Annotated in this window: 23 protein-coding genes; 10 read left to right on the forward strand and 13 right to left on the reverse strand. The window is 42.4% G+C overall.

Annotated elements, in window-relative coordinates; all coding sequences use genetic code 11:
* Positions 1 to 1,369, reverse strand: a 1,369-nt coding sequence (locus IGQ44_03860; protein ID HIK37109.1) for a threonine--tRNA ligase, incomplete at its 3' end; no start/stop codon positions are given.
* Between the two features lie 196 nt (positions 1,370 to 1,565).
* Positions 1,566 to 2,654 (reverse strand): RNA polymerase sigma factor, RpoD/SigA family, encoded by a 1,089-nt coding sequence (locus IGQ44_03865; protein HIK37110.1) that lies wholly within the window; start codon positions 2,652 to 2,654, stop codon positions 1,566 to 1,568.
* Between the two features lie 475 nt (positions 2,655 to 3,129).
* Between IGQ44_03865 and IGQ44_03870 the strand changes: the two genes are divergently transcribed.
* Together IGQ44_03870 and IGQ44_03875 are read left to right on the forward strand one after the other, a co-directional pair.
* A complete protein-coding gene (locus IGQ44_03870; protein ID HIK37111.1) occupies positions 3,130 to 4,008 on the forward strand; it encodes a hypothetical protein in 879 nt (292 codons plus the stop codon).
* 70 nt (positions 4,009 to 4,078) lie between these two features.
* Positions 4,079 to 5,113 carry an HD domain-containing protein gene (locus IGQ44_03875; GenBank protein HIK37112.1) on the forward strand — a complete coding sequence of 345 codons (1,035 nt, stop codon included), beginning with the start codon at positions 4,079 to 4,081 and terminating at the stop codon, positions 5,111 to 5,113.
* Here the strand turns inward: IGQ44_03875 and IGQ44_03880 are convergent.
* Entirely contained in the window at positions 5,073 to 5,855 is a 783-nt protein-coding gene (locus IGQ44_03880) for a tetratricopeptide repeat protein (protein HIK37113.1), read from the reverse strand. The genes IGQ44_03875 and IGQ44_03880 overlap by 41 nt on opposite strands.
* A gap of 156 nt (positions 5,856 to 6,011) precedes the next feature.
* Between IGQ44_03880 and IGQ44_03885 the strand changes: the two genes are divergently transcribed.
* From IGQ44_03885 to IGQ44_03895, 3 genes are all read left to right on the forward strand, one after another.
* The gene (locus tag IGQ44_03885) at positions 6,012 to 8,168 is read left to right on the forward strand and encodes an EAL domain-containing protein (GenBank protein ID HIK37114.1); all 2,157 of its coding nucleotides are present in this window, start codon (positions 6,012 to 6,014) and stop codon (positions 8,166 to 8,168) included.
* Between the two features lie 302 nt (positions 8,169 to 8,470).
* A complete protein-coding gene (locus tag IGQ44_03890) occupies positions 8,471 to 10,153 on the forward strand; it encodes an RluA family pseudouridine synthase (GenBank protein ID HIK37115.1) in 1,683 nt (560 codons plus the stop codon).
* A 222-nt stretch (positions 10,154 to 10,375) separates the two neighbouring features.
* Positions 10,376 to 10,960, forward strand: a complete 585-nt coding sequence (locus IGQ44_03895; protein ID HIK37116.1) for a DJ-1/PfpI family protein — start codon at positions 10,376 to 10,378, stop codon at positions 10,958 to 10,960.
* Positions 10,961 to 11,264: 304 nt separating this feature from the next.
* Here IGQ44_03895 and IGQ44_03900 read toward each other — a convergent pair whose 3' ends face one another.
* Positions 11,265 to 11,435: a hypothetical protein gene (locus IGQ44_03900; protein HIK37117.1), complete on the reverse strand. Its 171-nt coding sequence runs from the start codon at positions 11,433 to 11,435 to the stop codon at positions 11,265 to 11,267.
* A gap of 94 nt (positions 11,436 to 11,529) precedes the next feature.
* Positions 11,530 to 11,673, reverse strand: coding sequence for a hypothetical protein (locus tag IGQ44_03905; protein ID HIK37118.1), 144 nt, complete (start codon positions 11,671 to 11,673; stop codon positions 11,530 to 11,532).
* A gap of 488 nt (positions 11,674 to 12,161) precedes the next feature.
* On the opposite strand from IGQ44_03905, the gene IGQ44_03910 reads away from it, so the two are divergent.
* Positions 12,162 to 13,187, forward strand: a complete 1,026-nt coding sequence (locus IGQ44_03910) for an ATP-binding cassette domain-containing protein (protein ID HIK37119.1) — start codon at positions 12,162 to 12,164, stop codon at positions 13,185 to 13,187.
* A 2-nt stretch (positions 13,188 to 13,189) separates the two neighbouring features.
* Here the strand turns inward: IGQ44_03910 and IGQ44_03915 are convergent, their stop codons facing one another.
* From IGQ44_03915 to IGQ44_03930, 4 genes are all read right to left on the reverse strand, one after another.
* Positions 13,190 to 13,813 (reverse strand): exopolysaccharide biosynthesis protein, encoded by a 624-nt coding sequence (locus tag IGQ44_03915; GenBank protein HIK37120.1) that lies wholly within the window; start codon positions 13,811 to 13,813, stop codon positions 13,190 to 13,192.
* A 19-nt stretch (positions 13,814 to 13,832) separates the two neighbouring features.
* On the reverse strand, positions 13,833 to 15,050 hold the full coding sequence (locus IGQ44_03920) for an ATP phosphoribosyltransferase regulatory subunit (protein ID HIK37121.1): 1,218 nt from the start codon (positions 15,048 to 15,050) through the stop codon (positions 13,833 to 13,835).
* A 36-nt stretch (positions 15,051 to 15,086) separates the two neighbouring features.
* Positions 15,087 to 16,052, reverse strand: a complete 966-nt coding sequence (locus tag IGQ44_03925; protein HIK37122.1) for a DnaJ domain-containing protein — start codon at positions 16,050 to 16,052, stop codon at positions 15,087 to 15,089.
* Positions 16,053 to 16,137: 85 nt separating this feature from the next.
* Complete coding sequence (locus tag IGQ44_03930; GenBank protein ID HIK37123.1) at positions 16,138 to 16,953, reverse strand: inositol monophosphatase; 816 nt, start codon at positions 16,951 to 16,953, stop codon at positions 16,138 to 16,140.
* Between the two features lie 198 nt (positions 16,954 to 17,151).
* Between IGQ44_03930 and IGQ44_03935 the strand changes: the two genes are divergently transcribed.
* Both IGQ44_03935 and IGQ44_03940 read left to right on the forward strand, forming a co-directional pair.
* Positions 17,152 to 18,201, forward strand: coding sequence for a pentapeptide repeat-containing protein (locus IGQ44_03935; protein ID HIK37124.1), 1,050 nt, complete (start codon positions 17,152 to 17,154; stop codon positions 18,199 to 18,201).
* Positions 18,202 to 18,245: 44 nt separating this feature from the next.
* Entirely contained in the window at positions 18,246 to 18,584 is a 339-nt protein-coding gene (locus IGQ44_03940; GenBank protein ID HIK37125.1) for a phage holin family protein, read from the forward strand.
* Positions 18,585 to 18,914: 330 nt separating this feature from the next.
* Here IGQ44_03940 and IGQ44_03945 read toward each other — a convergent pair whose 3' ends face one another.
* The 3 genes from IGQ44_03945 to hypF all read right to left on the reverse strand — a co-directional run bounded on the left by IGQ44_03945 (position 18,915) and on the right by hypF (position 24,015).
* A complete protein-coding gene (locus IGQ44_03945; GenBank protein HIK37126.1) occupies positions 18,915 to 19,904 on the reverse strand; it encodes a cysteine synthase A in 990 nt (329 codons plus the stop codon).
* Positions 19,905 to 19,963: 59 nt separating this feature from the next.
* Positions 19,964 to 20,479, reverse strand: coding sequence for a hypothetical protein (locus tag IGQ44_03950; protein HIK37127.1), 516 nt, complete (start codon positions 20,477 to 20,479; stop codon positions 19,964 to 19,966).
* A 1,202-nt stretch (positions 20,480 to 21,681) separates the two neighbouring features.
* Positions 21,682 to 24,015, reverse strand: a complete 2,334-nt coding sequence (gene hypF / locus IGQ44_03955; GenBank protein ID HIK37128.1) for a carbamoyltransferase HypF — start codon at positions 24,013 to 24,015, stop codon at positions 21,682 to 21,684.
* A gap of 284 nt (positions 24,016 to 24,299) precedes the next feature.
* Between hypF and IGQ44_03960 the strand changes: the two genes are divergently transcribed.
* Complete coding sequence (locus IGQ44_03960; protein ID HIK37129.1) at positions 24,300 to 24,470, forward strand: hypothetical protein; 171 nt, start codon at positions 24,300 to 24,302, stop codon at positions 24,468 to 24,470.
* On the opposite strand, the gene IGQ44_03965 is transcribed toward IGQ44_03960, so the two are convergent.
* The gene (locus tag IGQ44_03965) at positions 24,467 to 24,604 is read right to left on the reverse strand and encodes a hypothetical protein (GenBank protein ID HIK37130.1); all 138 of its coding nucleotides are present in this window, start codon (positions 24,602 to 24,604) and stop codon (positions 24,467 to 24,469) included. The genes IGQ44_03960 and IGQ44_03965 overlap by 4 nt on opposite strands.
* Between IGQ44_03965 and IGQ44_03970 the strand changes: the two genes are divergently transcribed.
* A complete protein-coding gene (locus IGQ44_03970) occupies positions 24,603 to 24,794 on the forward strand; it encodes a hypothetical protein (GenBank protein HIK37131.1) in 192 nt (63 codons plus the stop codon). The genes IGQ44_03965 and IGQ44_03970 overlap by 2 nt on opposite strands.
* Positions 24,795 to 25,876 lie beyond the last annotated feature (1,082 nt).

The following is a 25,876-nucleotide window of genomic DNA, read 5'->3' on the forward strand; positions in this document are numbered from 1 at the left end:
CCAAGTCGAAACGTTCTGGGAGGTTGTAGTCTACTTGTACTGTACCAAGCTGCCACTCTCTCTCAAGGGCATCCTGGAAGATAAAGTCCAGTTTAGGGCCATAAAAGGCCGCCTCTCCGGGGGCTTCAAAATACTCCATTCCTAGGTGTTGGACGGCGTTACGGATGGCACTTTCCGCCTTTTCCCATATCTGGTCGCTACCTATGTACTTATCAGAATTCGGGTCCCGGAAACTGAGACGAGCCTTGAATTTATTGAGACGCAAAACTTTGAACACATATAAAATCAAATCAACCACATTGAGAAACTCCGACTCCAGCTGCTCGGGAGTTACAAAAATATGAGAGTCATCAACGGTAAAGCCCCTAACGCGGGTAAGTCCCCCCAATTCCCCCGACTGTTCATAACGATACACAGTGCCAAATTCCGCCAGACGCATGGGCAAATCCCGCCAGGAGCGAATTTGACTTTTGTATATTTGGATGTGGAAGGGGCAGTTCATGGGTTTGAGGACAAAGCCTATTTCCCTGAGAGCGTCTTCTTCACTTTCCGCCATCATGGGGAACATATCCTCCTTGTACTTTTGCCAGTGGCCAGAGGTTTTAAATAGCTCCACCTTGGCAATATGAGGGGTGACCACTGGAAGATAGCCCCTTTTGATTTGTTCTTGTCTTAAAAACTCCTCTAGGGTGTGACGAAGGATAGTACCTTTTGGCGTCCACAAGGGCAATCCCGGGCCTACAGAATCGGCAAAAATAAACAGTCCCAATTCCTTCCCCAGCCTGCGATGGTCTCGTTTTTGAGCCTCTTGTTTACGTCTCTTGTATTCTGCCAGTTGTTCTGGGGTTTCCCAGGCAGTACCATATATTCTCTGTAACTGTTTATTCCTAGCATCGCCGCGCCAATAGGCCCCCGCCACAGACTCCAATTCGATGGCCTTAGGATTCAACTCCCCAGTGTTTTCTAAGTGAGGCCCAGCACACAAATCCCACCACTCATCCCCAATATGATAAATGGTGATAGGCTCTTCCTTAATGCTCTCCAAAATTTCCAGCTTGTAGGGCTCGTTTATTTGACGGATACGGGCTTCTGCCTCCTCTCTAGTTACCTCCTCTCTAATAACAGGCAACTTGCGGTTGATTATCTTAACCATTTCCTTTTGAATCGCCTTCAAATCCTTCTCTGTCAGAGGTTCAGGCAGGTCAAAATCATAGTAAAATCCAGTTTCAGTCCAGGGGCCTATAGTGACTTGGGCATGGGGGTAGAGTTTTTGCACTGCCATTGCCATTACATGGGAGGCGGTGTGGCGAATTCTCTTCAGTCTCTCTGATTCACTAGTGCGAGGCAGTTTGATCCCTTCGTTTTGCATGATAAAGATTAGCTTGACTCCAACTAGTAATTGCTATCTTTCTGTTGATCTTATCCAAAATTGCTACTAGTTAGAGAAGTCCCCCACAACACCAAGTCCAAATACAATAAAGAAAAAAAAAAAATGAAAAAAATGAAGAGGAAAAGAGGAAATCAAGGAAGAAAATCGAAAAACAAAAAGCTCGACGGAAAAGGGATTAGGAGAGCCAGCCCTTGAGACGTCGGGCTACCTGTGGCCTCCTCAACTTACGCATAGCCTTAGTTTGTATTTGTCTCACTCTTTCTCTAGACAAGTCAAAAATCCTACCAACCTCTTCAAGGGTGTGAGCTTTAGAACTATTCAAACCGTAGCGCAAAATGATCACTTCTTTCTCCCTTTCACTCAAAACATCACTAAGCACAGAGACAAGTTCCTGGTGTAACATAGACTCGTTGATTTTCTCCTCGGGGGAAATGGTGTTAGGATCTTCTAACAATTCCATTAACTCTGTGTCTTCCCCCTTACCCACCCTGTGATTAAGGGATAGGGATTGTTTCTTCAGTTGTAATAACTGTTGTAGTGCTTGAGTTGTAACCCCCATCTCCTCGGCTATTTCAGCCTCTGTGGGTTGTCTTTGCAATCTTTGTTTCAAAGTTCGTTGAGCCTTTTTGAGTTTGTTGAGTTTTTCAACTATGTGAATGGGAAGACGGATAGTGCGGGAGTCATTGGCAATAGTGCGGGTTATGGCCTGTCGAATCCACCAGTAGGCATAGGTGGAAAACTTGTAACCCTTGTTGGGGTCAAATTTCTCGGCGGCGCGATTCAAACCAATAGCCCCCTCCTGAATCAAGTCCAAAAAGGGGACACCGCGATTCAAATAACGTTTAGCAATGGACACCACCAGCCGCAGATTGGAGCGAATCATTTTCCTCTTGGCAATCCTGCCCTTATACAGGCGACTCTCCAACTGCCGTTCATTTTCCAGCCCCATTGCCCTGGCCAATTCTAATTTAGTGGGAGTCCTCTCCAACTGACGGTGTAATTCCTGTTGTTTCTCCTCACACTCCGTCAAGAATTTGACCGCTTGGGCCAGACTCAACTCCTCCTCGGGGGTCAAGAGGGGGTAACGGGCCATTTCCTTGAAAAATGACCCCACGGAGTCTTCCACCCCCCTTCTTCTTCTGCCGGAGGAGCCCTCCTCTTCCTCATCCTGGGAAAAATAGGCCATGACTTTGTTCAAGTCTTCCTCTTTTTCCCGGAATAATTCTTCGGGGCCGAAGTCTGCAGTACCGCTGGTTGGATTCATGTGATAACTCCTCTTTTTAGTACTCTCCGGTTTGCCATCACTGCCCTTCCCCCGTACCGTTTTTTACTTTATTTTCTTGTAATTCTCAATACACAATCTTGGTACTAGGAGCAGTGACAACAAACCAACTTCTAATTTAACTGAAAGTTCGAGCCCCCGACCAGGATTGGGCTCGGTTTTATATATTCTTTTAAGATTTTCTAAACAATGGGTCAAAGCCCTCAACAACAATTCTACCTTTTCTTTTAACACCAATGAGGTCAACATGGGGCGATTTATTATTTTTCTTAACAAGAATTTATCCATTTTAACTATTTGTTTACAAAGCCATCATTCTCACCCTTGATTACCAATAACCCCCAGAAGGGATGGGGGAATAATTAAGAAAATATTAAAAACCCTTCCAGGGGAAACTAGGGAAAAAGAAGAAGATTAGACTATAATAACCATTGCCAGTAAGGGAGGGAAAATGTATATGGGAAAGCTAGAAACAATTGTAACAGCAGACGGCTCAAAAACTTTTTATTCGGAGGAGTTTGGCGAAACCTTCCACACCAAATATGGGGCAAAAAGCGAGGCGGAAATAACCTACATCAAAGGATGTCGCCTACCAGAAAAATTCCACAAGCAAAAACAAATTAAGATTCTGGATATTTGCTATGGACTGGGATACAATACGGCCGCAGCCATTGACTACCTTTTCACTTTTTATCCCGAGTCCCATTTGGAAATAATTGCCTTAGAATTAGATGAAACAGTACCCCGCCAAGCATTGGATTTTGGTTTATTGTCTCCTTGGCCTCCGGAAATTTCTTACATCCTGACAACCCTAGTTGAAAAGAAACAAGTAATAACCCCCAACTTAAACATAACTTTAATTATTGGAGACGCCAGACAAACTATTCAATCTGTGGTAGCTAAAAATTGGCTAGCAGATGCCGTTTTTTTAGACCCCTTTTCTCCCCCTAAATGCCCCCAACTTTGGACGGTGGAATTCTTGTCCCTAGTGGCCAATTGTCTTGATTTTAACGGAATAATTGCTACCTATTCCGCAGCAGCGGCTGTGCGTAATGCCCTGCAAATAGTCGGATTAAATATAGGTGTAAATTTTTGTGTAGGGAGACGTACACCGGGAACAATAGCTAGTTATAACAAAGAATTATTGCCCCCATTGTCTCAGATGGAACTGGAACATCTTAATACCAAGGCGGCCGTGCCCTATCGCGACCCCTGCCTAAGAGATAGCCGGGAAATTATAATAGAAAGACGCAGGAAAGAACAACTACTAAGTAGTTTGGAAACAACAAGTAAGTGGAGAAAAAGGTGGTTCTCCCAAGAAAAATACGTAAATTAACTGATGGATAATGGAGAAGAAAAGATAAAAATAAGACTGAGGGCAAATCGTGTAGGGGCGATTGGCAACTATGATTCCATGCCAACATTTACAAAAATTAAGCACAACAGAAATAAAAACCCACCCCGCTATAGTAGCCAAAATCATGGTGGTGGACGAAAACCCCCTCAGTCTACTACATGCTGTAGAGCTACTCCAATATCAAGGCCATGAGGTAATTGAAGTGGACGACAGCACGAAGGCCATGCAAACTGCCCTCCAGCAACAACCGGATGTGATTATCGCCGAAGAGTCAATGCGAGGAAAAGACGGCCTACAGTTGGCAAGGAATCTAAAGTCTGACCCTAATACCCGTTATATACCCCTCATTATAACATGTCTGGAGGAGAATCCCCACCTGCGTCAAAAAGCCCTGAAAATAGGAGTAGAAGAAATAATTGTTAAGCCACTGGATGGAATTTCCCTCTATCCAAAACTCAAAAACCTGATTCAACAAAAACGGCTGCAAGATACACTAAATCAAACCCAAAAGGTGTTACTCACCCTAGCCTTGATGAATGAGGTGAGGAGTGGCTACGATACTGACAGTTGCCTCCAACTGGCAAATCTGGCAAGGGGTTTTGGGGAATATTTACAGTTGTCTGAAACTGACATTGAAGACTTGGTTTATGCCGCCTATCTTCATGATATTGGCACATTAACTATCCCAGACCATATACTATTAAAATCAGAACCACTGACAGCGGCAGAAAGAGAAATTATACATCAGCATGTAATAGTAGGTGAAAATATCTGTAAATCCCTCAGTCACCGCCCAAAATTGCTAGAAATAATCCGTCACCACCATGAAAGATGGGATGGTAGTGGCTACCCCGACAAGTTAGTAGGGGATGAAATACCCTATCTGGCCCAGGTATTTCAGATGGTGGACATCTACTACGCCTTAACCCACAAACGTCGTTACAAGCCAGCCTATACCCCGGCTACATCTCTAGCTATTATGGCTGAAGAGGTAAAGAGAGGATGGCGAAACCCACAACTGTGGCAGAAATTTTATGACTTCATCACCCGCCATTTTCCCCCGGAAAAAGAGAGTGACTCTTGATTGCCGCCAGTTTCTGTTGGTAAAGTTCAGCAGTGCTCTTATCCCCTAGAATTAGACTGTAGGTAGCCAGCTTCTGATATACTGTTCCCTCCTCTTCCCCCAAAGACAACAATTGCCTATAATACCCTATGGCTTCCCTGTAAGAGCACTCTTTTTCTGCTATCGCCGCTAACTGTTTAATCGTCCAATAGTCACCGGGTTTGATTCTCAACGCCTCCTGGTAACTACACTTAGCATAGCACCACTGGTCTAACTGTTGACGACAGAATCCCTGCCAATAGTAACTCCAATAGTCTCTAGGACGCAGTCGTAAACATTTGTTAAGATAATCCAAAGCCACAAGGTATTTCTTCTTGGAAATATTGACTCTAGCTAGACGATAATTAGCCCAATAATCATCTGGTTTAGCAGTTAAAGCCTTAAGGAAACAGAATTCCGCCTCTTGTAGCTTGTCCAGTTTATCTTGTAGTAGGCAACCCCATTCATACCATCCCCAATAATTGTCTGGCTTTATCTGGCAGGCGACTCTCCAACTGGTTACTGCCTGGGAGTAATCTCCCATCTCTTCTAAAACCTTGCCGCGATAATACCAGGCATAATAGTCCTCAGGATAGTATTCTATTGCCTTGTTGTAACAGAATAAAGCCTCCTGAAGATAACCGTCACGCCTAAATTCTTCCCCCTTTTGATACCATTGTCTGTAACTGTCTGGGCGACACTCTAACAAGATACAGCTACTCATTACCCCCATTGTCTTTACTTTCTTCCCTTAGGATTCTGGCCCTTAACCCCCCTAGCGGGGCAAGTAGATTTCTGAGCCTACAATAATATTGTAGCGATTTTCCTCAACAATTTATGTTATCTTCAGATTATAGGAAAAGGAAAGGCAAAAAGGTTAATGGTTGGGAATGATTTGTCGGTAAAACCCATACTCATAGTGGAATGTGGCAGTTGGAAAAAAACTTTTTTTCTGGATAGAAATATTCATTCTTTGGGCAGGAATTCCACGAATACTATCTTTTGTCACCACCGCATAGTGTCCCGTATCCATGCCCATCTTATCCGACTTCAATATCAAAACATGTTGAATCCCCAAGAAAAAAATAGTGTTTTCTGGATAGTAGATGGGGATTTTCTAGGCAACAGAAGCACCAATGGTATTTATGTTAATGGACGGAAATGCACCTGTGCCTTGTTGTCACCAGGGGATATTATTTTTTTGGGGGGAATGGATGTAAAGGCGAAATACGACTTGTTTAATCCCAAGGATAAGAGTTTCTACAGTGGTTCCAACCGTAAAAATGACGACAGTTTCAGTTTAGAAAACCTCGCAAATGCCAAGGGCTATGACCCCTATATTCTATCAGAAATTAGCGACGAAAGGCTGGAATTTTTTGAGATAGTATCCCAGGGAATTATTCTGGCAAACCTAGATGACAATAAGATTATTAGGGCCAACAGTAGTTATTGTTCACTCTCCGGTTACACTCCAGCGGAAATTACCAGCATAAAGTTGACAGAAATAGAATTATTAGAAAGGGAAATATTCGCCTACAATAACCTTGTGCTGAAGAAACATCCAGTGGCAGGGTATCGAGAGTCTTTTCATATAGGCAAAAACAAAAAACCATTCCCAGTAGTTGTTAAATCTGTGCCGGTTAACTACAATGGCAAAATATGTGTCTTGATGTCTGTGGAGGATGTGAGTCAAGTCAGGAAACTGGAAGAGGTTTTAAAATACCAAGTGTGTCATGACTCTCCTACCAACTTACCTAACAAAAATCTTCTGGAGAAACAATTCGCCTGGCTATCAGGATTCAACAGTGTTAGTTCCAATAAAATAGCAGTCATCAGAATAAAAATAAACAACTGGCTAAAAATTGCCAACGAAATCGAGGATGGAGAAAAGGGAGTTTATGATAAAACAATACAGACGTGGATAACCGTCCTAAAAGAGTCTTTATCCTCCCTAGATTGTCTAAGCCGCTACTCGGAGGATGAATACATAATCCTAAAAGAAGAAGTTAGGAATAAAGAGGAAGTGGAAAATATTATTCAGAAACTATTGAAAAGAATAGAAACACCAATTGTCGTCGACAACAAGACTATTATTTTCAGCGTAAATATGGGAATCTCTATCTACCCTGATGACGGAAAAACTCTGCCTGAGTTGCTAAAAAATGCAGGTAAAGCCTTGGATTTCAGTTACAACTACTCAGGGAATAGTTATATCTACTATCAGGAGATTTTGAACGAGCACAAATATCGCCAAAAGGTGAATAGTTTTGTTATCTCCGCCATAGAAAGAAATAATTTACAGTTGAGATATACCCCCATTGTCAATGCCAAGACAGGAAATTTACACGGATTTACCACCCAACTGGGAATAGAAACAGAAACCGAATTCATATCTGAAATTGAAGTTTTAAAGGCCATAAGGGAAGTAAACAGCGACGCCAAGGTATTAAAATGGTGTTTAAAGGAAGTTATTAGAGACTATCAATCCTGGCAGGGAATTAACAGTGGCGGGGGATGGGATTTGAGGGTTAACATCAAAGTGTTGCTTTCCACCCTATTTAACCCCCACACGGTCAGCCTTATAAACGACTTACTATCCGAGGAAGAAAACTATCTGCCTATAGAATTAGACTTAGTCTGTCAACCACTTTCATGGGGCAAAAAAGAAATAGAAACCAAGGGAAGTTTCCTGAAAAATCTACCCCTGGATGTCTGTCTATGGGATATGGCATTCGGCGAAACTTTCCAGGCAATGTTAGATGTTTTAAGGGTTAAGCGAATAAAAATCCCCCCCTCCTTAGTGGAAAGTATGCAGTTGGACCCCCATGCGAAAATAACAGTATCTGGTATTATAAAATTGGCCAATTCCCTGGGGTTGGAGGTGATAGCCGAGGGGGTAAATAATCCAACACAGAGGGAGATACTTCTAAGTCTTGGTTGCGAAAAGATGCAAGGAGATGTTTTTTATACCCCTCTTTTATCCTGTGAAGTAGGCAGTTTCTGTAGACAAAACTTTGCTAAATTAATTTCCTCTTAAACTTATCAAGTCTATAAAGTGAAAAAGAGAATTAAAATCCCCTCCTTCCTCCTTGTCATCCCTATGGCATATTGTTTAGGCAGCATGGCTTTGTGAAATTTCAAATGCCATTTCTTTGAAGACCATAAACCAGTATAATCCTAAAGCTCCAGCCATTTTTGAACCACAAACACAATCAAGAAGACAAGACATTTGGCCAACAAAAATAGTACAATTCTATCAGTCTCTACTTTTAATCGTTTAACCCGTAAGCCACAACCAGTAAATAGGTGTAAGAATAACGGGTAAAGACATCAGCAAATATGAGTGAAAACAAGTTGGAAAAAACAATACACCCCCTGACAGACTTTGTGGGGGAAGAAGAAATTAATCACCCCGATGCTAATAAAGTTACCTACTACTATGAAGGGATTTGTCCAAAAACCGGGAAAAAACTAAAACTACCACGCACAGTTTTAGCAGAAAAAATAGCCCTAAGTCTATGTCGACAGTTAGACGAAGCTAATCTGAAAGTGGCTAAAGGTAAGATGATAGGCATTCTAATTGTCAAAGATACAGAGGGAAACATGGGGGTTATAAAGGCTTTTTCCGGCTTCTGGAATGGGAAAAGAGAAAAAACAGGATGGGTGAGTCAAATACCCTCTTCCTCCTTGTTGCGTTTCGCTGAAAAAGTGACACTCAAGGAATTAAATGAGATAAAATGGCGGATTATTGAGTTAGAGAATTTACCAGTCCGTCGTGATTACGAACAATTAAACCAACAATTTCAACAAGAATGGGAAGAGTTAAGAAAACTGCACCGCCAGAAAAAAGAAGAAAGAGATAGAAAGAGAGAGGCTATAAGAAATTCGTCATTGCCTAGGGAACAAATCGAGCAAAAAATATTACAATTAGACAATGAAAGCAGGAAAGATGATTGGGAAAGAAGGAAATTTAAGCAAAAATGGAAAGAAAAATTAGAACCTTTAAAACTAGAAATAGGTAAGGCGGATGCAGAAATAATGGAGTTGAAAAGCAAAAGGAAAGAACTGTCAAGAAAACTACAGAAACAAATGCAAATAGGTTACACCATAACCAACTTTGCAGGCGAAAGCCTGAGTGTAGGCAGAATCTTGGGGAAAGAATTTATACCTACGGGCACGGGAGACTGTTGCGCGCCAAAACTACTCCACCATGCGGCTGTTAACCAATTGACTCCTATTGCCATGGCTGAGGTATGGTGGGGGGAAACATCCCCCAATGGGGAAAAGGTAGCAGGAAAATTCTACCCAGCTTGTAAAGAACGTTGCCAACCTCTGTTAGGATTTCTACTATCGGGCCTGTCTAATCTTTCCCCTTTGCCAAAACAATACCCCCCTCTTTCCATCCCCACTATCTATGAAGATGAGTATCTTTTGGTGGTAGACAAGCCAAGCGGTTTACCTTCCGTGCCAGGTAGGGGTATTGAGCATTATGATAGTGTAGTAGCCCGTCTTTCAAGGAAACCTGGTTACGAAGAGATTACAGCGGTACATCGGTTAGACAAAGACACCTCGGGAATATTAGTCCTAGCCAAGAAGAAAGAAATTCTTGGTTGCCTACAAAAACTATTTGCCAACAGACAGGTGGAAAAGATATATGAGGCAATCCTAGACGGGGTTATTGACAGTAAAGAGGGTATAATTAGTTTACCACTGTGGGCAAACCCCCTAACAAGTCCAAGACAAGAGGTTAACTGGCTAAAAGGCAAACCCAGTATTACCAGTTACCGTCTCCTGGAAGTTACCTCCTCCGAAACACGTTTGCAATTAATACCCTATACAGGGAGGACTCACCAGTTGAGGATACATTGCGCTTCCGGCTTGGGGGTAGCCATCAAGGGAGATAGGATTTATGGCAGGAAAGACGATAATTCTCCGCGATTATACCTTCATGCCAGAGAGATTAGATTTTTACACCCAGCTACTGGCGATTGTCTCCACCTGAAAACTACCACCCCTTTTTGAGGGATTTGAGAGAGAAAAACCATCACAGTAGGGAAATTAAATTTCCTCCACCACCCTACTAGCAGGTGTCAGCCTTGAGGGAGGATTGTTATACCAGAAAGATAAAACTCCCCTTTATAGCCACTCACTGGCAATTGTTTCCACCTAAAAAGTACTAACGGCATGAAGGATTATTAGCCTGTGTGGTTTAATAGATGGAATAGAACTTACAGCAGGAGGCTTATGAGTAAGAAGATTCTGTTACTTGCCGGAGATTTTGTGGAAGACTATGAAGTTATGGTGCCATTCCAGGCACTACAAATGCTAGGATACCAGGTAGATGCCGTTTGTCCAGGGAAAAAAGCGGGAGACACAGTAAAAACTGCCGTGCATGACTTTGAAGAGGGAGATCAAACCTATAGTGAGAAACTGGGGCATTATTTCCAGTTAAACGCCGATTTTGACAAAATTAACCCCAATGATTATATAGGCCTAGTAATCCCCGGGGGAAGGGCACCAGAATATCTCCGTCTCAACAGCAGGGTAGTAGAGATTGTAGAGCATTTTGTGAACAACAACAAACCCATAGCCGCCATCTGCCATGGATTGCAGTTGTTGGCAGCCACCAATTCAGCCTTAAAGGGCAAAAAATGCACTGCCTATCCCGCCTGTAGTGTAGAAGTAAAACTAGCCGGTGGGGACTATGTTAGTGTACCATATGAGGAGGCAGTAGTAGACGGAAATATAGTAACCGCACCCGCTTGGCCAGCCCATCCCCGTTGGTTGGCGGAATTTATTAAAATTTTAGGAGCCAAAGTAGAAATTTGACCCCTCTGTGGTGGCGTTTGGGAGTTGAATAGGGAAGTCGTTACCCTGCCTTTCCCTTTGTCATATTCCCCTATTTTTCTCCCACTTTATACAAGACTAGATTATAATTACCCCCCCTTAAGAGTATAACCTCCCCCATTTGTCTACCACTATGGACTAAATGAAAATTTTCCCCCAGCTACCGGTGTTTTTGTCTGCCTTTTCCCGTAGACTATAATTCCCTTTTCATCACACTTTCTTGCCTGCCATTGTAAACTACAATCCCCCTTATCACTACATCTTCTTGTCTGTCTTCCCCCGCAGACTATAATTTTAATCTATTCCTGTTGCCCCCTGCTGTCTGCCAGCGGGATATAGTCTTCTTTTTGCCATATACCCTCGCCCCTGTCTTTATCCCACTGTAGACTAAACTATAATTTCTCCCTTGCCACCATTTTTCTCTTCGTTTCTCCCTCCCACAGTAGAAATTCACCATAAGTATGGTAGAAATCTTCCGGGGAAATTTCTAATATTTTTCATGAAGTTTCAAATCTATTTCCAACTGGGGATGTTGACAAAACCGGGAATATTTACAGTAAATATACAAAATGGTGTAACAGTTGCCTGGCGCGGTAAGGGGATTTAACATGCATGTGCGAGGTAATAGCGGCATTATAACCGAATTCCGGGTTGTATTCCCTCTCCATGTTGATGGAGTTTAAATACCTCAACATTCAACAAATTTTCCTGAGAGCAATTCTGGATTTTTATAGTAAATTCCCGCCCCTTATGAGAGAAACAAAACTAATATAAAAATCGTCAACTTCCTCTAGATATAAGCTCAATTCTATGTCAGAAAAAGTGCCAGTATAGGGATAAGAAGAGCTAAACTGTTTAGCAAGCTAGACAGGAAAATAGATAATGTGGGGCAAAAAGTGGAAAGAATCCAGCAATGCCTCACTGAAGTTAAGACTGAAGTGGGAAGGCTAAAAGTGTAAAACCAGTGCACCAAAGAGATGATGTAAATAAACGCTTTGAAGAGGTAAAAGGGGGTTTTTAGGGAGTAAACAGTAAGATAAATCCAATAATCATAGGATTTCTGGGAATAGTAAGGGTATTAGTCACAGGCTAGCTATGAATATTTCCCACCACCAGCCCCCTTGTAGTCCTTATGCTGGGTTTGGCTACAATAAATGAGTGAAATGGGTGACAGGAAAAGCACATGAGCAGTATAGTTGTAGTAAAAAATCTCAAAAAAAAATACGGTCAAATAGAAGCCCTCAAAGGTATATCCTTTACAGTAAACAGGGGAGAAATATTTGGTATATTAGGACCTAATGGAGCGGGTAAGACAACGACAATAAGATGTATCACCACCCTGGCAAAACCAGACGAGGGGGAGATTTGGATAGATGGGGTTTCGGCAATAAGTCAGCCAAGAGTGGTTAGAGAGAAAATAGGTTATGTAGCACAAGAGGTGGCATTAGATAAGATCTTAACTGGAAGGGAATTGTTGAGTTTACAGGCAAGTCTATACCATCTGCCTCCAGAAACTGCCAGGGAGAGGATAAATGAATTAATACAGCTTTTGGGATTACAAGAGTATGCATCCCGTCAGACAGGCACCTATTCTGGGGGTATGAAAAAACGTTTAGACTTGGCGGCAGGCTTGCTACATAAACCCCAAATATTGATTTTAGATGAGCCTTCGGTGGGATTAGACATTGAAAGTAGAAAAATAATTTGGGATTTCCTGCGACAGTTAAGCCAAGAAGGCACTACTGTTATACTCACCAGCCACTACCTGGAAGAAATTGATGCTTTAGCAGACCGTCTTGTTATTATTGACCAAGGTAGAGTAATTGCAGAAGGCACTCCCTCTGATTTAAAAGACAGAATAGGAGGGGAGCGTGTTACTGTGAGAATTAGAGAGTTTACACCGGCTGAGGAAGCGAAAACAGCAAAAGAAAAGCTATCTCAACTGCCCTTTGTCAAGGAGATTATTATAAACGCTGCTGAGGGGAATTCCCTAAATCTAATTGTAACACCAGGAAATAATGCCCTCACCACCATAGAAAAAACACTAACGGAGATGAATCTACCTGTTTTCAGTATTAGTCAATCCCGCCCCAGTTTGGATGACGTGTATCTGGCGGCAACGGGGAAAACACTACTACAGGCGGATATAGAGGCGATGAGTATGAGGGATTTGAAAGCAGAAAAGAAACAAGCCATGACAGCCGGTTAATTCTATTTGCCTAGACTGTGTTTTAACCAATCTACCAGACTCACACCACCCCAAACAGTAGCCATGATGATAGAGGTGGAAACAATCCCCGCCAACAGGCAAATTGTCAACCCCGCCAAGACAATAAAGCCATCATCCTCCTGTAAACCGAAGGCAGTGACAAAAATCCCCATTGCCGGCGCCGTGTTGGTGCCAGGAATGGGTATCATCATAGAAATGGCCATTAAGGCAATAGCCAGTCCAATTATGACTCTCATTCCCCAACCCGTACATACATGGGTTAGACGGGGTTTAGTGATAGTCTCCAGACGACGTAGCCAGGGTATTGCCAACTCCACAAATTTACGGGCCGTGTCAGTCTTCATTTTACCCGAGAGCATTTTATTGGGCAACCAGGGGATAGAGGCACCGGCTATGAATTGAATTGCCAGAAGGAATATAACAATGCCAAAGGGGGTGGAGTAACCCGGTGCGGGTAGTGGCAGTGCGGAGGGGAGGGAAAGAATGACAAACAGGAAACCAAACAGTCTTTCCCCGGCTATTTCCAATACCTCCTTTAAAGAGACAGTTTCCCCCCTCTTTTGGGAGAAAAAATAGTCTTTCAACTCTTCAGACAGTTTTTTCATAGTTGGTAACCGGTTGTCTCTAGGATTGTACCATTTCCACCCTCACCTGACTTTTTTCATCCACCCATGCCAGGTAACTAATACCCTCCTGTTTAGCATATTGTCGAATCTCCCCTGGGGTGCGCATTTTCAACTCCAATTCTACCCTAACCATGTGGGGTGCGCGACGTAAAGTTTGGGCGTAGGCAAAAGCTTGTTTTGAAGCCTGTTGTGAGGTAGGGATAACAAGCCAATCACTGGGGGGTATAGTTTTCGGCAAATTGGGATTATCTCGAAGGCAGTGATGCAAATCCTCGATATTAAAACAAAAACCGATACCCGGAGATGGTTTCTTCTCAGGATGATAAAGGGCTAACAGTTGATCATACCTTCCCCCTTGCCCCAGTACATAGGGTTTGTTGTCCATTACTTTTATCACTACAAAAACAATACCTGTGTAGTAATCGAAGGATTTTACCAGACTCAAGTCTAAGATGATGGGGAAAGAGTTGTCAGTGGTGTGATATATCAACTCCATCAGGGATTCCAGATGACTAATAGCCTTAGCCGCCGACGAAGCCAAATCCCACTGAGACAGTTTCGCCAACACTTCAATAGGGTTACCACGCAGGTCAAACAGTTGTAGTGCCTTTTGTTTTAAATGAGGTTCCAAATCTAATTTTTCCAGGGTAACCCTATCCAGATGGGCGAGACAACGACGGATTTGAGGGCGTTGGGGGAGAGGAAAAATCTCCAGGAGGGAGTTGGTTAGGCCAGCATCTCCCAGGAGTAATTGCCAGTCTGTAATGCCCAGATATTCCAAACAATCCTTAAGAAGGAGTAGAATTTCAGCATCAGCCAAGACGCCGTCAACAAATAACAACTCCACCCCAGCCTGATAAAATTCTAATTGTTTTCCATGATGACCTGCGGGAGGATTACGAAAAACGTTAGCACGATAGCAGAGTCTTTGGATAGAATGGTTTTTAAGGCGGTTGACTGCGGCCCTAGCGATGGAGGCAGTTAATTCTGGGCGTAATCCCAACCTGCCTTCACCGGCATTCTCCAGCTGGATTATCATTTCCGGTTGAATCGCACCACCAGCCAGGAGGGTATCCACCCATTCTATAGTGGATGTGACTATGCGTTTATAACCCCAACGTTGAAATACCTCCTGAAGACGATCGTTTATCCAACTCTTTTGCGCCACTTCCAGGGGTAGTAAATCCCTCGCCCCTGCTGGTGCTTGATGAATCATAACAGGGGATTATATAATGACCTTGCGGGACTAATTTTACCACAGGGGGATACCAAAAATCTTGGGGGGTTCTTTTTTCTTCTTATCCTTATCCTCCTTCTTATCCTTTTTGGCATCTGGTTTTTTGGCATCGGCTTTGGCGGCGGCGGTTTTGTCTTTTTCCTTCAACTCCTGTTGGGCTTGTTTTACAGTAGGATTATTGGCGTCTAGAGATAGTGCCTTGTTTATATGGATACGGGCGTAGGGGAGGTTGCCCTGTTTAAGATACACGCTTCCTAGTAGGGCATGAGCCATGGCACTATTAGGCTCTAGTTTAACAGCCTCCCGCAGGTCGAACATAGCGGCTTCCAAGTTGTTTTCTTGGAGATGTTTTTGGGCACTAGCAATCAACTTATCCAGACGGGATACAGGGGTTTTCTCCTGTTTTTCGGGAGAGGGGGTTGCGGCCCTGGCCACAGTTGTGGTAGAATCCGGGACAGTGACAGTGGGAGTGGTGCCCATAATTTTGCCCAACTCCTCCCGTTTTTGCCGCAACAGATATACCAGATTCAACTCGCTGAGGATGGCAATCTTCAGGTGTAGTTTGCTTAAATCCTGATACTGCTCCTGAGCAATTTTCTCCACAGCCTCCTTATATATTTTATCCAGATTGGTAGTCTCTTTAAGCAGTTTTTTGGCCAATTCGCTACTAAGGGTGATACGATCTATTTCGGGGGCCAATCTATAGGCCAATTCTGAGAATATCAACTGACACTCCCTCCGCAATTTATCCTTGTATAGGTTTTCATAGGCAGGGTTTACCAGTTTGGAGAGGATACTGCTGGCTAGTGCCTTTTCTTCCCTACTTTTAGACTGGTTGGTATCTGGGTGGAGTTGATAGGCTAGTTTGAGATAACGAAGACGGATGTCTTTTGGGGAGGCGGAAATAGGCATCCCCAAGATGGCATAATAGTCCTTGACATCGTATTGGAAGAGGCCACCCTTCAAATCAGAAATTAGCATGTTCATGGGATAATACCTACTAAGGGACTGTGGGGCTTATTTCTATTGATAACACATAAGGGGGGAGCATTTGTGATAGGATTATTTATTTAAAGGAAAAGGCTGGGTGCCTAGGGGTGTTTTGTAAAGCCCGGACTAATTCTTCGTGAATATAACCATTGGTAGCCACAATTCTACCACTAAATAGGTCAAAAGGGGAGCCATCGTAGGCAGAGACTTTGCCACCGGCTTCTTGTAGTATAACAACACCGGCACACAAATCCCATGGACTTAACCCCCTTTCCCAGTAACCATCTAGTCTACCGGTAGCCACATCACACAAATCCAGGGAGGCACTGCCACTTCTTCTAACCCCTTGGGTAAGATGGGTAAGGTAACAGAATTCGGCATAATTGTTATCATCAGTTTCCCGTCTATCATAGGCAAAGCCGGTTACTAGGAGACTGTTGGCGAGGGCATGGGTTTGTGAGACTTGTATAGGTTTATTGTTTAGGGTAGCACCCAGATCCTCAGCAGCACACCACAACTCCCCCCTAATGGGATTATACACCACTCCTACCTTAGGTTGTCCTTCTATCAGTAAACCCACAGACACTGCCACTTGAGGATAGCCATGGGCATAATTGGTGGTACCATCTAAGGGATCAATTAACCAGAGATACTGACTTTCTCTACCTTGACTACCGGATTCTTCTGCCAGGATAGCATGATTGTCACAGTGACGCCTTATAACATCAATTATTCTCGCCTCCGCCTCTTGATCTACAACTGTAATTAGGTCGCCACTTCTTTCTTTCTCTTGTATATCCAGATGTTTTCCCCAGTATTGGAGTAAAGCAGTTCCACCGGCATATGCTGCCATAAAGGCGATGTCTAGTAGTTTTTCCATTTCCATAGGCATATCCTTTGTCTGTCTCTTTCCACATCAGCACTAAGCTACACTATTGCCTAGTTTTTAGCAACTCCCCATGATGGATGTTAGTTAACAGTCACATATTGGCCTAGAATGTGTATTAGGATTACACTAAGTGTAGAATTTGGCGCCTTTGTTGTTAGTACTTTTTGATGCCTAATTATTAGATTTATTGCCACAAAATTTATGTTTCTAATAGACTGCCACAATCGTTGTCCTGACTGTTTACACTTAGACTTTAGGATTTGCCCCGAAGTTGAGTCGGGTAATGACAATATCCTGGGACTTTTTATTACTTGGAAAACTGGAGAGCAAAAACAGGATATTTTAGACGGAACTGGAAAATTCAGAATCAGAAATTGCCAGCTGCTAATTGAGGGCGATAATCTAAAATTTTTCCCCCTATACAGGCAGACAGTTCAAGGTAAAAAGGGAGCATATTGTCTACTACAACTGGAGAATAATCCCCAGTTTGAGGGAAAAATAGGCCTCCTAGAAATCCAGAACAAGCCATGGCGTTTTACTGCAAAAGTAGTCACAGAAAAGTCCGAGATATTATTCACAGAAATTGATGGCTTTTGGAAGCACGATATTTCTCCAAACAAGCATGCCATTCTGGAGAGACTCTTAGCTGAGTTTCTGTTTGAAACCGGACTCAAACCCTATGTATGCTGTTTTATTTTTGCCAGCGATGGAGGGTTAACTGATAGAAAAATTGCCAGAGGGGAGGTGGAGGAATTGGAGAGAAAGAAAGAGGAATTAAAAAACATAATCCAAAGGGTGGTATGCAGGAGGGATGATAATTTTAAAAACCTAGCGGAGATAGCAAAACTAAATCCGGCAAGAGACTTCCGCGGGGGGAATTTAATAGGAGTAAATCTCAGCGGTTTAAACCTGAGTGGAGGAGATTTTCAGTATGCCAATTTGCGAGGTGCCGATTTGACTGATACGGATTTATCGGAGGCAAATTTACAGTATGCTAAACTAAATGGTGCAGATTTGAGTGGCGCCTATCTGGAAGGTGCTAATCTAAGTAATGCTAATCTCACCAATGCCAGTCTAGCCTTAGCCAATCTAATTGGTGCCAATTTAAGCAATGCTAATCTCACCAATACTAATCTCCAAAATACCACTTTAGCCCAGGCCATAGTGAAAGGGGCAATATTTGCCAACAACCCCGGGTTAACACCAGAAAAAAAAGAGGAATTAATGGCAGGGGGTGCAATTTTTGTTTAGCTGAATATAATAAAAGAGAAAAACTATGAAGGAAACATAAGAAGATGTTAAACTTCTTAACGACCCTGGTTATAACTGCCCTCTCAATGATGATTACCTCCTACATAATACCAGGGATTACTATTAACAATTTTCAAGCGGCACTGGTGGCAGCATTTGTGTTTGGGATTGTAAATGCTATTATTAAACCCATACTAGTATTTTTCACCCTGCCAGTGACGATTCTCAGCTTGGGATTATTCCTGTTTGTAATAAATGCCATTTGTTTTTCCTTAGTGGCCTATTTTACCCCGGGATTAAGGGTAAACAGCTTTTTAGATGCCCTATTTGGTTCGATTCTAGTATCTTTCATTTCCAGTGTGTTGAATAGTTGGCTAAAATAAAAAATGGGGGTACAAAGGGGAAGAGGCCCACTGGTCGGGTTGCCAGTGGGTGGTTTTTGTATTTATGAGTCCACCCGTTATGTCATCTCAAGATTACGGAAATACCACTAACAGGGGCGGGAGGGGTCAAGCCAGAGGGAAGGAAACTCCTAGCAGAGACTATTATTAAAGCCAACAAGGCAAGGAGAAGGGTAAACAATGGTATAAGGTGTTGACGTACAAATTGCATGGCAGACACAAGCTCCACTTACAATTATGACCTGTTGTGGGGGTAACGGAAAATAAAGAAAGGAAGACTTGACATTTTTCCTAAATATGGTACAATCAGTCCTAAAGGTTGGCACGCTGGGGCACGGTGAACCCCTTAGACTTGAGCCACTGGGGATTGTACAAACGAGACTGGTAGCGGGCGCCACCGTCACACAGGACGGTTACGATGGTGTGACCGGGTCCTAGTTGCTTGGCAAGGGCAACGGCTGCACCCACATTGATGCCAACCGAGCCCCCCATGAATAGACCGTCCTTGTACAATAACTGATAGAGCACCCTTATGGCCTCCTGGTCGTCAATGCGGATAGCATCGTCAATGGGCACCCCCTGCAAATTGGCAGTGACGCGGCTATTGCCAATGCCCTCTGTGATGGAACTGCCTTCTACTTTTACCTCTCCTGTTTTAACATAATTATACAGGCCACTGCCCATGGGGTCAGCTAGGACACATTTGATTTTAGGGTTTTTTTCCTTTAAAAAGAGGGTAACTCCAGCGAAAGTGCCACCCGTGCCAGTTGCCGCTACCCAGGCATCAATCTTACCATCCGTCTGAGCCCAAATTTCCGGCCCTGTGGTCTCGTAGTGTGCTTGTCGGTTGGCTAGATTATCAAATTGGTTGGCCCAGATAGCATTTTCCATTTCGGCGGCTATCCTACCAGACAATTTTACATAATTGTTAGGATCTCTATAGGGTACTGCTGGTACTGTTCTCACTTCCGCGCCTAGAGTGCGCAACAAGTCGATTTTTTCCTGGGACTGGGTTTCTGGGATTATTATCAGACATTTATAGCCCTTGGCGTTACAAATATGTGCCAAACCTATGCCCGTATTACCGGCAGTACCTTCTACTACAGTGCCACCAGGTTTAAGGAGTCCTTTTTTTTCTGCGTCTTGGATTATATACAATGCCGCCCTATCTTTTACCGAGCCTCCTGGATTGAGAAATTCAGCCTTACCCAGAATCTCACATCCTGTTTCCTCGCTAAAGCTATTGATACGAATAAGGGGGGTATTGCCTATGGTACCAGGGAAACCATTTTTTATGTCCATTAGCCCAATTGTATTTTCGTCTCTGCTAGCTATCCAGGTTATTCATTGTACAACAGGGATTATTCCCCGGTGAAGGCCTTGGCTATTGCTTGTTTTTGCTCACCGTCATATTCCCAACGCTGCAAGAATGCTACATATTTGCCCTCTCCTTCCCGGATAGATTTAAGCATCTCCTGTATATTCGACGTAATCTCAGGTAACTCAAGCCTTCTTATTAGGTTTAAACATCTTCTAGTCACCCTTTTGGACTTTTCTGCCATTGCCTCGTCATTGTTACGCTGGTGGGTGATGGCCATGGCGGCAGACATAGCTGTATTTTTTATCAGTAGTTCACTCACTATTTTCGGAGAGGATTTAAGGGCGTTAAGAATGGGGGGAGATATTTCGTCCACCATCGGGTTATCTCCGGTGAGATACACCACAAAAAACCCTCTAGCTCCATTTTCTGTTGACACTAAATACCTCACCTCTTCTTCTTTCTCTTCATCTGACATTTCCCCCATTTTCTCTACAAATTTTTCGGCATACTCCAGCGCTTCTTCAAAGGTTATCCCCCTCTTTTTCTCTTCTAGCATATTCCTATGTCTTTACAGGAGCTACCCCATTCTAACATATTTTCCTTGTAGATTCAAGGCTATAGCCACTCAAATTCAGACAAAAGTTGGTAGCCTCAAAACATTCTCATTAAAGCAAATTTTAGAACACATACTAGGCTTACTCATAACCTCTAAAAATGCACTTCCTATTATCTAATCACTTATCCTAACCCTCTTAAACAGGGTAGACAACCCTGACCATTTGCTATATAACTTACTTTTACCCAAATACCCCTATTTTACCCTATCACCTCTCAAAACTATCCCATATTCTCTCAAGAATAGCTCCATTATATTCTCCGATTTGTCTATTATATCCTTTTTTATTATCTTATCCATCTTCATCAAACTCTTTAAATTCCTAAAATTCTGCCCCGTATTCATGCCCTTATTTTATACCTTTAGGGCTACTATACATCCTCCATTTTCGTAAACACAAATATCGGCTCTGCAAATCTCCTATTCCAAAAACCTACCATACTGCCTTCTACTACTCCCTTGTAACAAGCATCCCTATATATAACTTTCCCTCCCCTGCCTAACGAAAGAAAAATTTATCTTCCTACCCTCCCCATAATATTGGGTTTATTTGATGGCTTAAATTTGATAGTAATTAATCTAATATCGCCACGAATTATTATCAATTATTTCCATTATTTTCAATTTCTAAATCTGATTGGAACTTTGTTTTGCAATAGTCTATTATTTTTTTAGTATACATTTCCCGGGCTATATTTCTATGGCTGTTAAGATTATTGATGTGACATTGAGAGGAGATATAAAAAGCAAAAGTTATAGCTTTATATCTGTAGTATATACCCTATAATAATCAATAAAATTCCCTAATATTACCATCATAAAGCACGCCATCTTGATTTTTTCTCTAAATTTTCCATGTATTTTAGTACCTTTGAGTGCAATAAATTAAGGGTTTTACTTAAAAAGTTTGTGAGAGTATATTTTAGGTATATTTTGTGAGCTATTCCTCGAATTAACTCATACGCCGCCTCGTAAAATATACCTATGATGTGTGATGCAATGTAAGATTTTCTGGGTGATTTTGCTGTCTCTAAAGGGAAGGAGTTGTATTTTAGCATTTTTAACCCCCCAATGTTACCATTTAAAAATTTTAATCTATATCCGATCAAAACCTAAGTATACCTAATAGATAATAAGCCTTTCTATTGGCAGCTATTCTGTCGGAGATAGTAGGCAATTTGGCCAACAGAGATGCCTCCATCATTAGTGGGTATTCTTTGAGGGAAAAATACATTGAAATTGTGGTTTCTTAGCTGGTTTATAGTCTGGGCTAATAGAAAACGATTTTGGAAACATCCTCCGGATACAACAACGTTTTTAACTTGGGTCTTTTGGGCTACATCTAGAATTATTTTGGCCAAGGTTAGGTGAAATTTTGCTGAAATTTCCTGTAGCGGCTTCCCCTGGGTATAGTCGGATATAATCTGTGTTAGCATTTCCTGCCAATAGATGTAGCCGAAGTAGTTTTGCGATGGATGCCAGGTGAGGCAATAGGTTTCTTTGGGGTAGTAATTGTCGATAACAAATTCTAGATTCATTGCTGCCTGCCCTTCAAATGTTATCTTTTCCCCCAGTCCCAGCAAAGCAGAAATACCATCAAATAGACGGCCGACACTAGAGGTGAACGGGCAGTTTATTCTCCTTTTCAGCATTTGTTTGAATAGGCTGATTTCCCTATCAGAAAATGCCCTATTTATTGCCCCTATTTTGGCTATTATTTTCTCGGAATTTTTTAGAAGTAATACCAAGCCCAAAGAGATGCGAATAGGGTTAAAAATTGCTGTCTCGCCTCCTAACAGGGGGAAGGGGCAAAAAGAGGCAACTCTTTGGATGCCAGAATAAGAAATAAGAAAAAACTCCCCACCCCATATGGTATTATCTAAACCGTAGCCCGTGCCATCCCAAGCAACACCCAATACAGGTAATGGGGGATTATTTTCAGCTATTACACTGAAAATATGGGCGATGTGATGTTGAACTTTGAAAAGACTGGGTTTTTTCTTTTTCGCATTTTTAACTAATTCTTCCGCGTAATAACTAGAATAATAATCTGGATGTGAATCGCAGGTGATGGTGTCGGGATTGAAATCATAAATGCCAGTCAATTTGTCAATAGTTTTTTGGAAAAAATTTCTGTTTTCTTTACTATCTAAATCTCCTAGGTATTGGCTGACAACAATTTTATCTTCTAGGGCAAGGGCAATAGAGCTTTTCAAATGTCCCCCAAGTGCTAAAATAGAATGGGGGTTTTTGTGTCCAAATTGAGAGATGAGAGGCGGAAGGGGGAGAGAAAGAGGGGTGTAACCCCTAGCCAGTCGTAGCATCATCATTTGATTGTCTACCACTGCAACAACAGAGTCATCCACGGGGGTGAAAATAGGGCGATTGTGGATGAGGAAATAGTCGGCAATCCCATTAAGTTTGATTAAAGCCTCTTTTTCATCAATACAAATAGTCTCACTATGACGATTGCCACTGGTAGCAACGATGGGAGAGTTTAAGTCATGTAGGAGAAGATGATGAAGGGGAGTATAAGGCAACATTACCCCCAGATAAGGATTTCCCGGGGAAACCTCTTCACAAACCCTTTGGTAGCGATAGGGTTTTCTTCTCTTCAACAAGACAATGGGGGAGGCAGGAGATAGGAGTATATCTTTTTCCGTTTCTGAGAGATAACAATCCTCCTCTATAGTGTTAACATCAGGATACATCACAGCGAAGGGCTTGTGAGGGCGATTTTTGGCTTTTCTTAGTCTAGTCACACTGGCGGCATTGGCGGCATCCACCACCAGATGAAACCCCCCCAAACCCTTAACGGCGACAATGTATCCCTCCCTGATGAGAGAAACAGTAATCTGTAATGCCTCTTCCCTGGTGGCGATTATCTCCCCCCGACTATCCCACAATTGTAGATGAGGCCCGCATTTGGGACAAGCATTGGGTTGGGCATGAAAACGACGGTCAGATGGTGTATGATATTCTTGCTGACATTCCCCACACATTAGAAAATCCCCCATGGTGGTGTTGATGCGGTCATAGGGGAGTGTTTTTATGATAGAATAGCGGGGACCACAATTAGTACAGTTAATAAAGGGATAGCGATAACGACGGTTGTTTTTAGCCAATAATTCCCGTAGACAGTCCTTACAAGTGGCCAAATCTGGTACTATTAGACCACTGGTATTGGTGTTTTCCTTAATGGAGTATTGGATTTGAAAATCTCGATACCCAAGAAATGGCAGGGTAGTGATGGATATCCTCTCAATGGAGGAATGGGGTGGCTTTTCTTCCCTTATCTTTTTGAGAAAATCAGAAAGAGTCTCCGGTGAACATTCTACCTCTATTTCTACCTCCGCGCCACTATTCCTAACCCATCCTTTAAGGCATAAGTCTTCAGCCAGTCTGTAAACAAAAGGACGAAATCCTACCCCCTGTACCAATCCAGTTATTGTGATTCTATACCTACTAGCCTTCATGAGTCAATCCAGGAAAGAAAAAAGACAAAATCTATATCTGCTACTCATATCCTATTCGCCAACACTGCCAAGTGGGATAGTCGGCGATATACAAAGCATATCCTAGTGGCTATTTTAGAAAGAGACTATCATCCAACTAAACTATAAGAATCTGCCAAAAGGCAAACAAGAAGGCAACGACGGGGAAATCCGTTACAATGATAGGCAACTGGAATAGACTAACATTAAATCAAGGGAAAAAACCCCACAATAAACAAAAGTAGGGGTAATTCCAGTTGTCCAGTATGTGGTTAGAAAGCCCCATTTGCCCTACACACTGGTACAATGGACAGGAGATTATACCCGCCAGTAATAGAGAGAAACTGGTGTCTACGCCGGTAACATTTTTTTCCAGTAGTGGTAGTAGGAGGAAACTAGTAGGGAAAAAGAGAGGCAATTCCGTTTATGGCTACTAGACATTGGGGGAGACTGCTGTCATCGTCTTAGTAACGGCAATCAACTGTTGCCAGACAACAAAAGAGGGATTGTATTTGTCGGCATTGGGAAAGATACTGTCATCCACCCATAGCAACAGTATTAATTGTGGCATGAAGCATTCCACTGAAAGACAATGGGTAAATAGTGGGGGAGGGAAACCAGAGGAAAGTCTACTTGTTGGTGACAGGAGAAAAATGCTAGTATCCGAAAAAAAGGAGAGATATTCTATTGGCGGGGGAGAAAAAGACACTGGCATTAGGAAACAAGGGGTAAAATGTTTGTTATTGGTAGAAGGGTATTAGTGTCTGACAACCATAAACAATATCAGGAATATCCTCTAGGCAGAGGATGGTAAAAAACATTCTAGTTTTGGAAAACGATAAGACAATATACTTGTTGGCAACAGAAAGAGGAGAGTATTGTTTTGAATTGAGGTGAGGGGAAACTAGTGTCAGAAAGAAACGGGCAGTATTTTATTTCTCTCAAGACTAGTATTAGACAAAAGGCAAAGGGATGTTGTTGGCGGAGTAAAGAAGGCAAAGGGAGTGAGAATATACTGACGCCAGACAAAAACAATAGGAAAATTCCATTGCTATGGGGAAGAAAATGGGAAGTTTTATGGGCGGCAAGCAGTAAAGGAAAACAGCATCATATGAAAAAATAAGGAAGATTCTATTTGTTGTTGGTGAAAAAGTAAACTACTATAGGCGATAATTGAGTTGGTAATAGAGGAATACTCCTTGTCTGTCAGCAATGGGGAGACAACAACACCAAAAAACCAATAGTAGAAGAATTCTCCCTGTCAGCAGTTAGTGAGGGAGAATAGTATCCAAAAGCCAATGGAAAGACTCCTCTTGTAGCCAGTGGAAAGATAATGCCATCAAACCGCCAAAAATAAGGGAATTCCTCCTAGCTGGTAGTAATGGGAGGATAATATAGCATCAAGCCGCCCCAACAGTAAAGTGATTCTTCCCGTCAGCAGTAAACAAATAAAATAATTGTATTAAACCACAAAAGATGGAAAGTCTTATTTCTCGATGATTGATGGGAATTTATGGGAAGATGGTACCATAATGACATTATTTTCATCTTATTGGTGACAATAATAACCCGGTATCAGACAACAACGGCAAGAAGGGACATAGGAGTAAAAAACATATAAAGGGGATTGTATTGGCTGGCAACGGCAGAATACCTTTATCAAACAAACAAGTAGAATTTTCTCATGTTGGCAATAGTAAGACGATTCTATCAAGGTGAGACTCTGTTAGCCGGCAAAAAGATGGGAAAACACTGGCATGGAAAGATGGGGAAAAGATTAGAAAGTGGCGGCGGGGGGATGGCGAGGAGGTGATACTAGGCAGTCATCAACTTTCCATGAGAA

Source organism: Geminocystis sp. M7585_C2015_104 (assembly GCA_015295805.1).
Lineage (GTDB): Bacteria > Cyanobacteriota > Cyanobacteriia > Cyanobacteriales > Cyanobacteriaceae > DVEF01.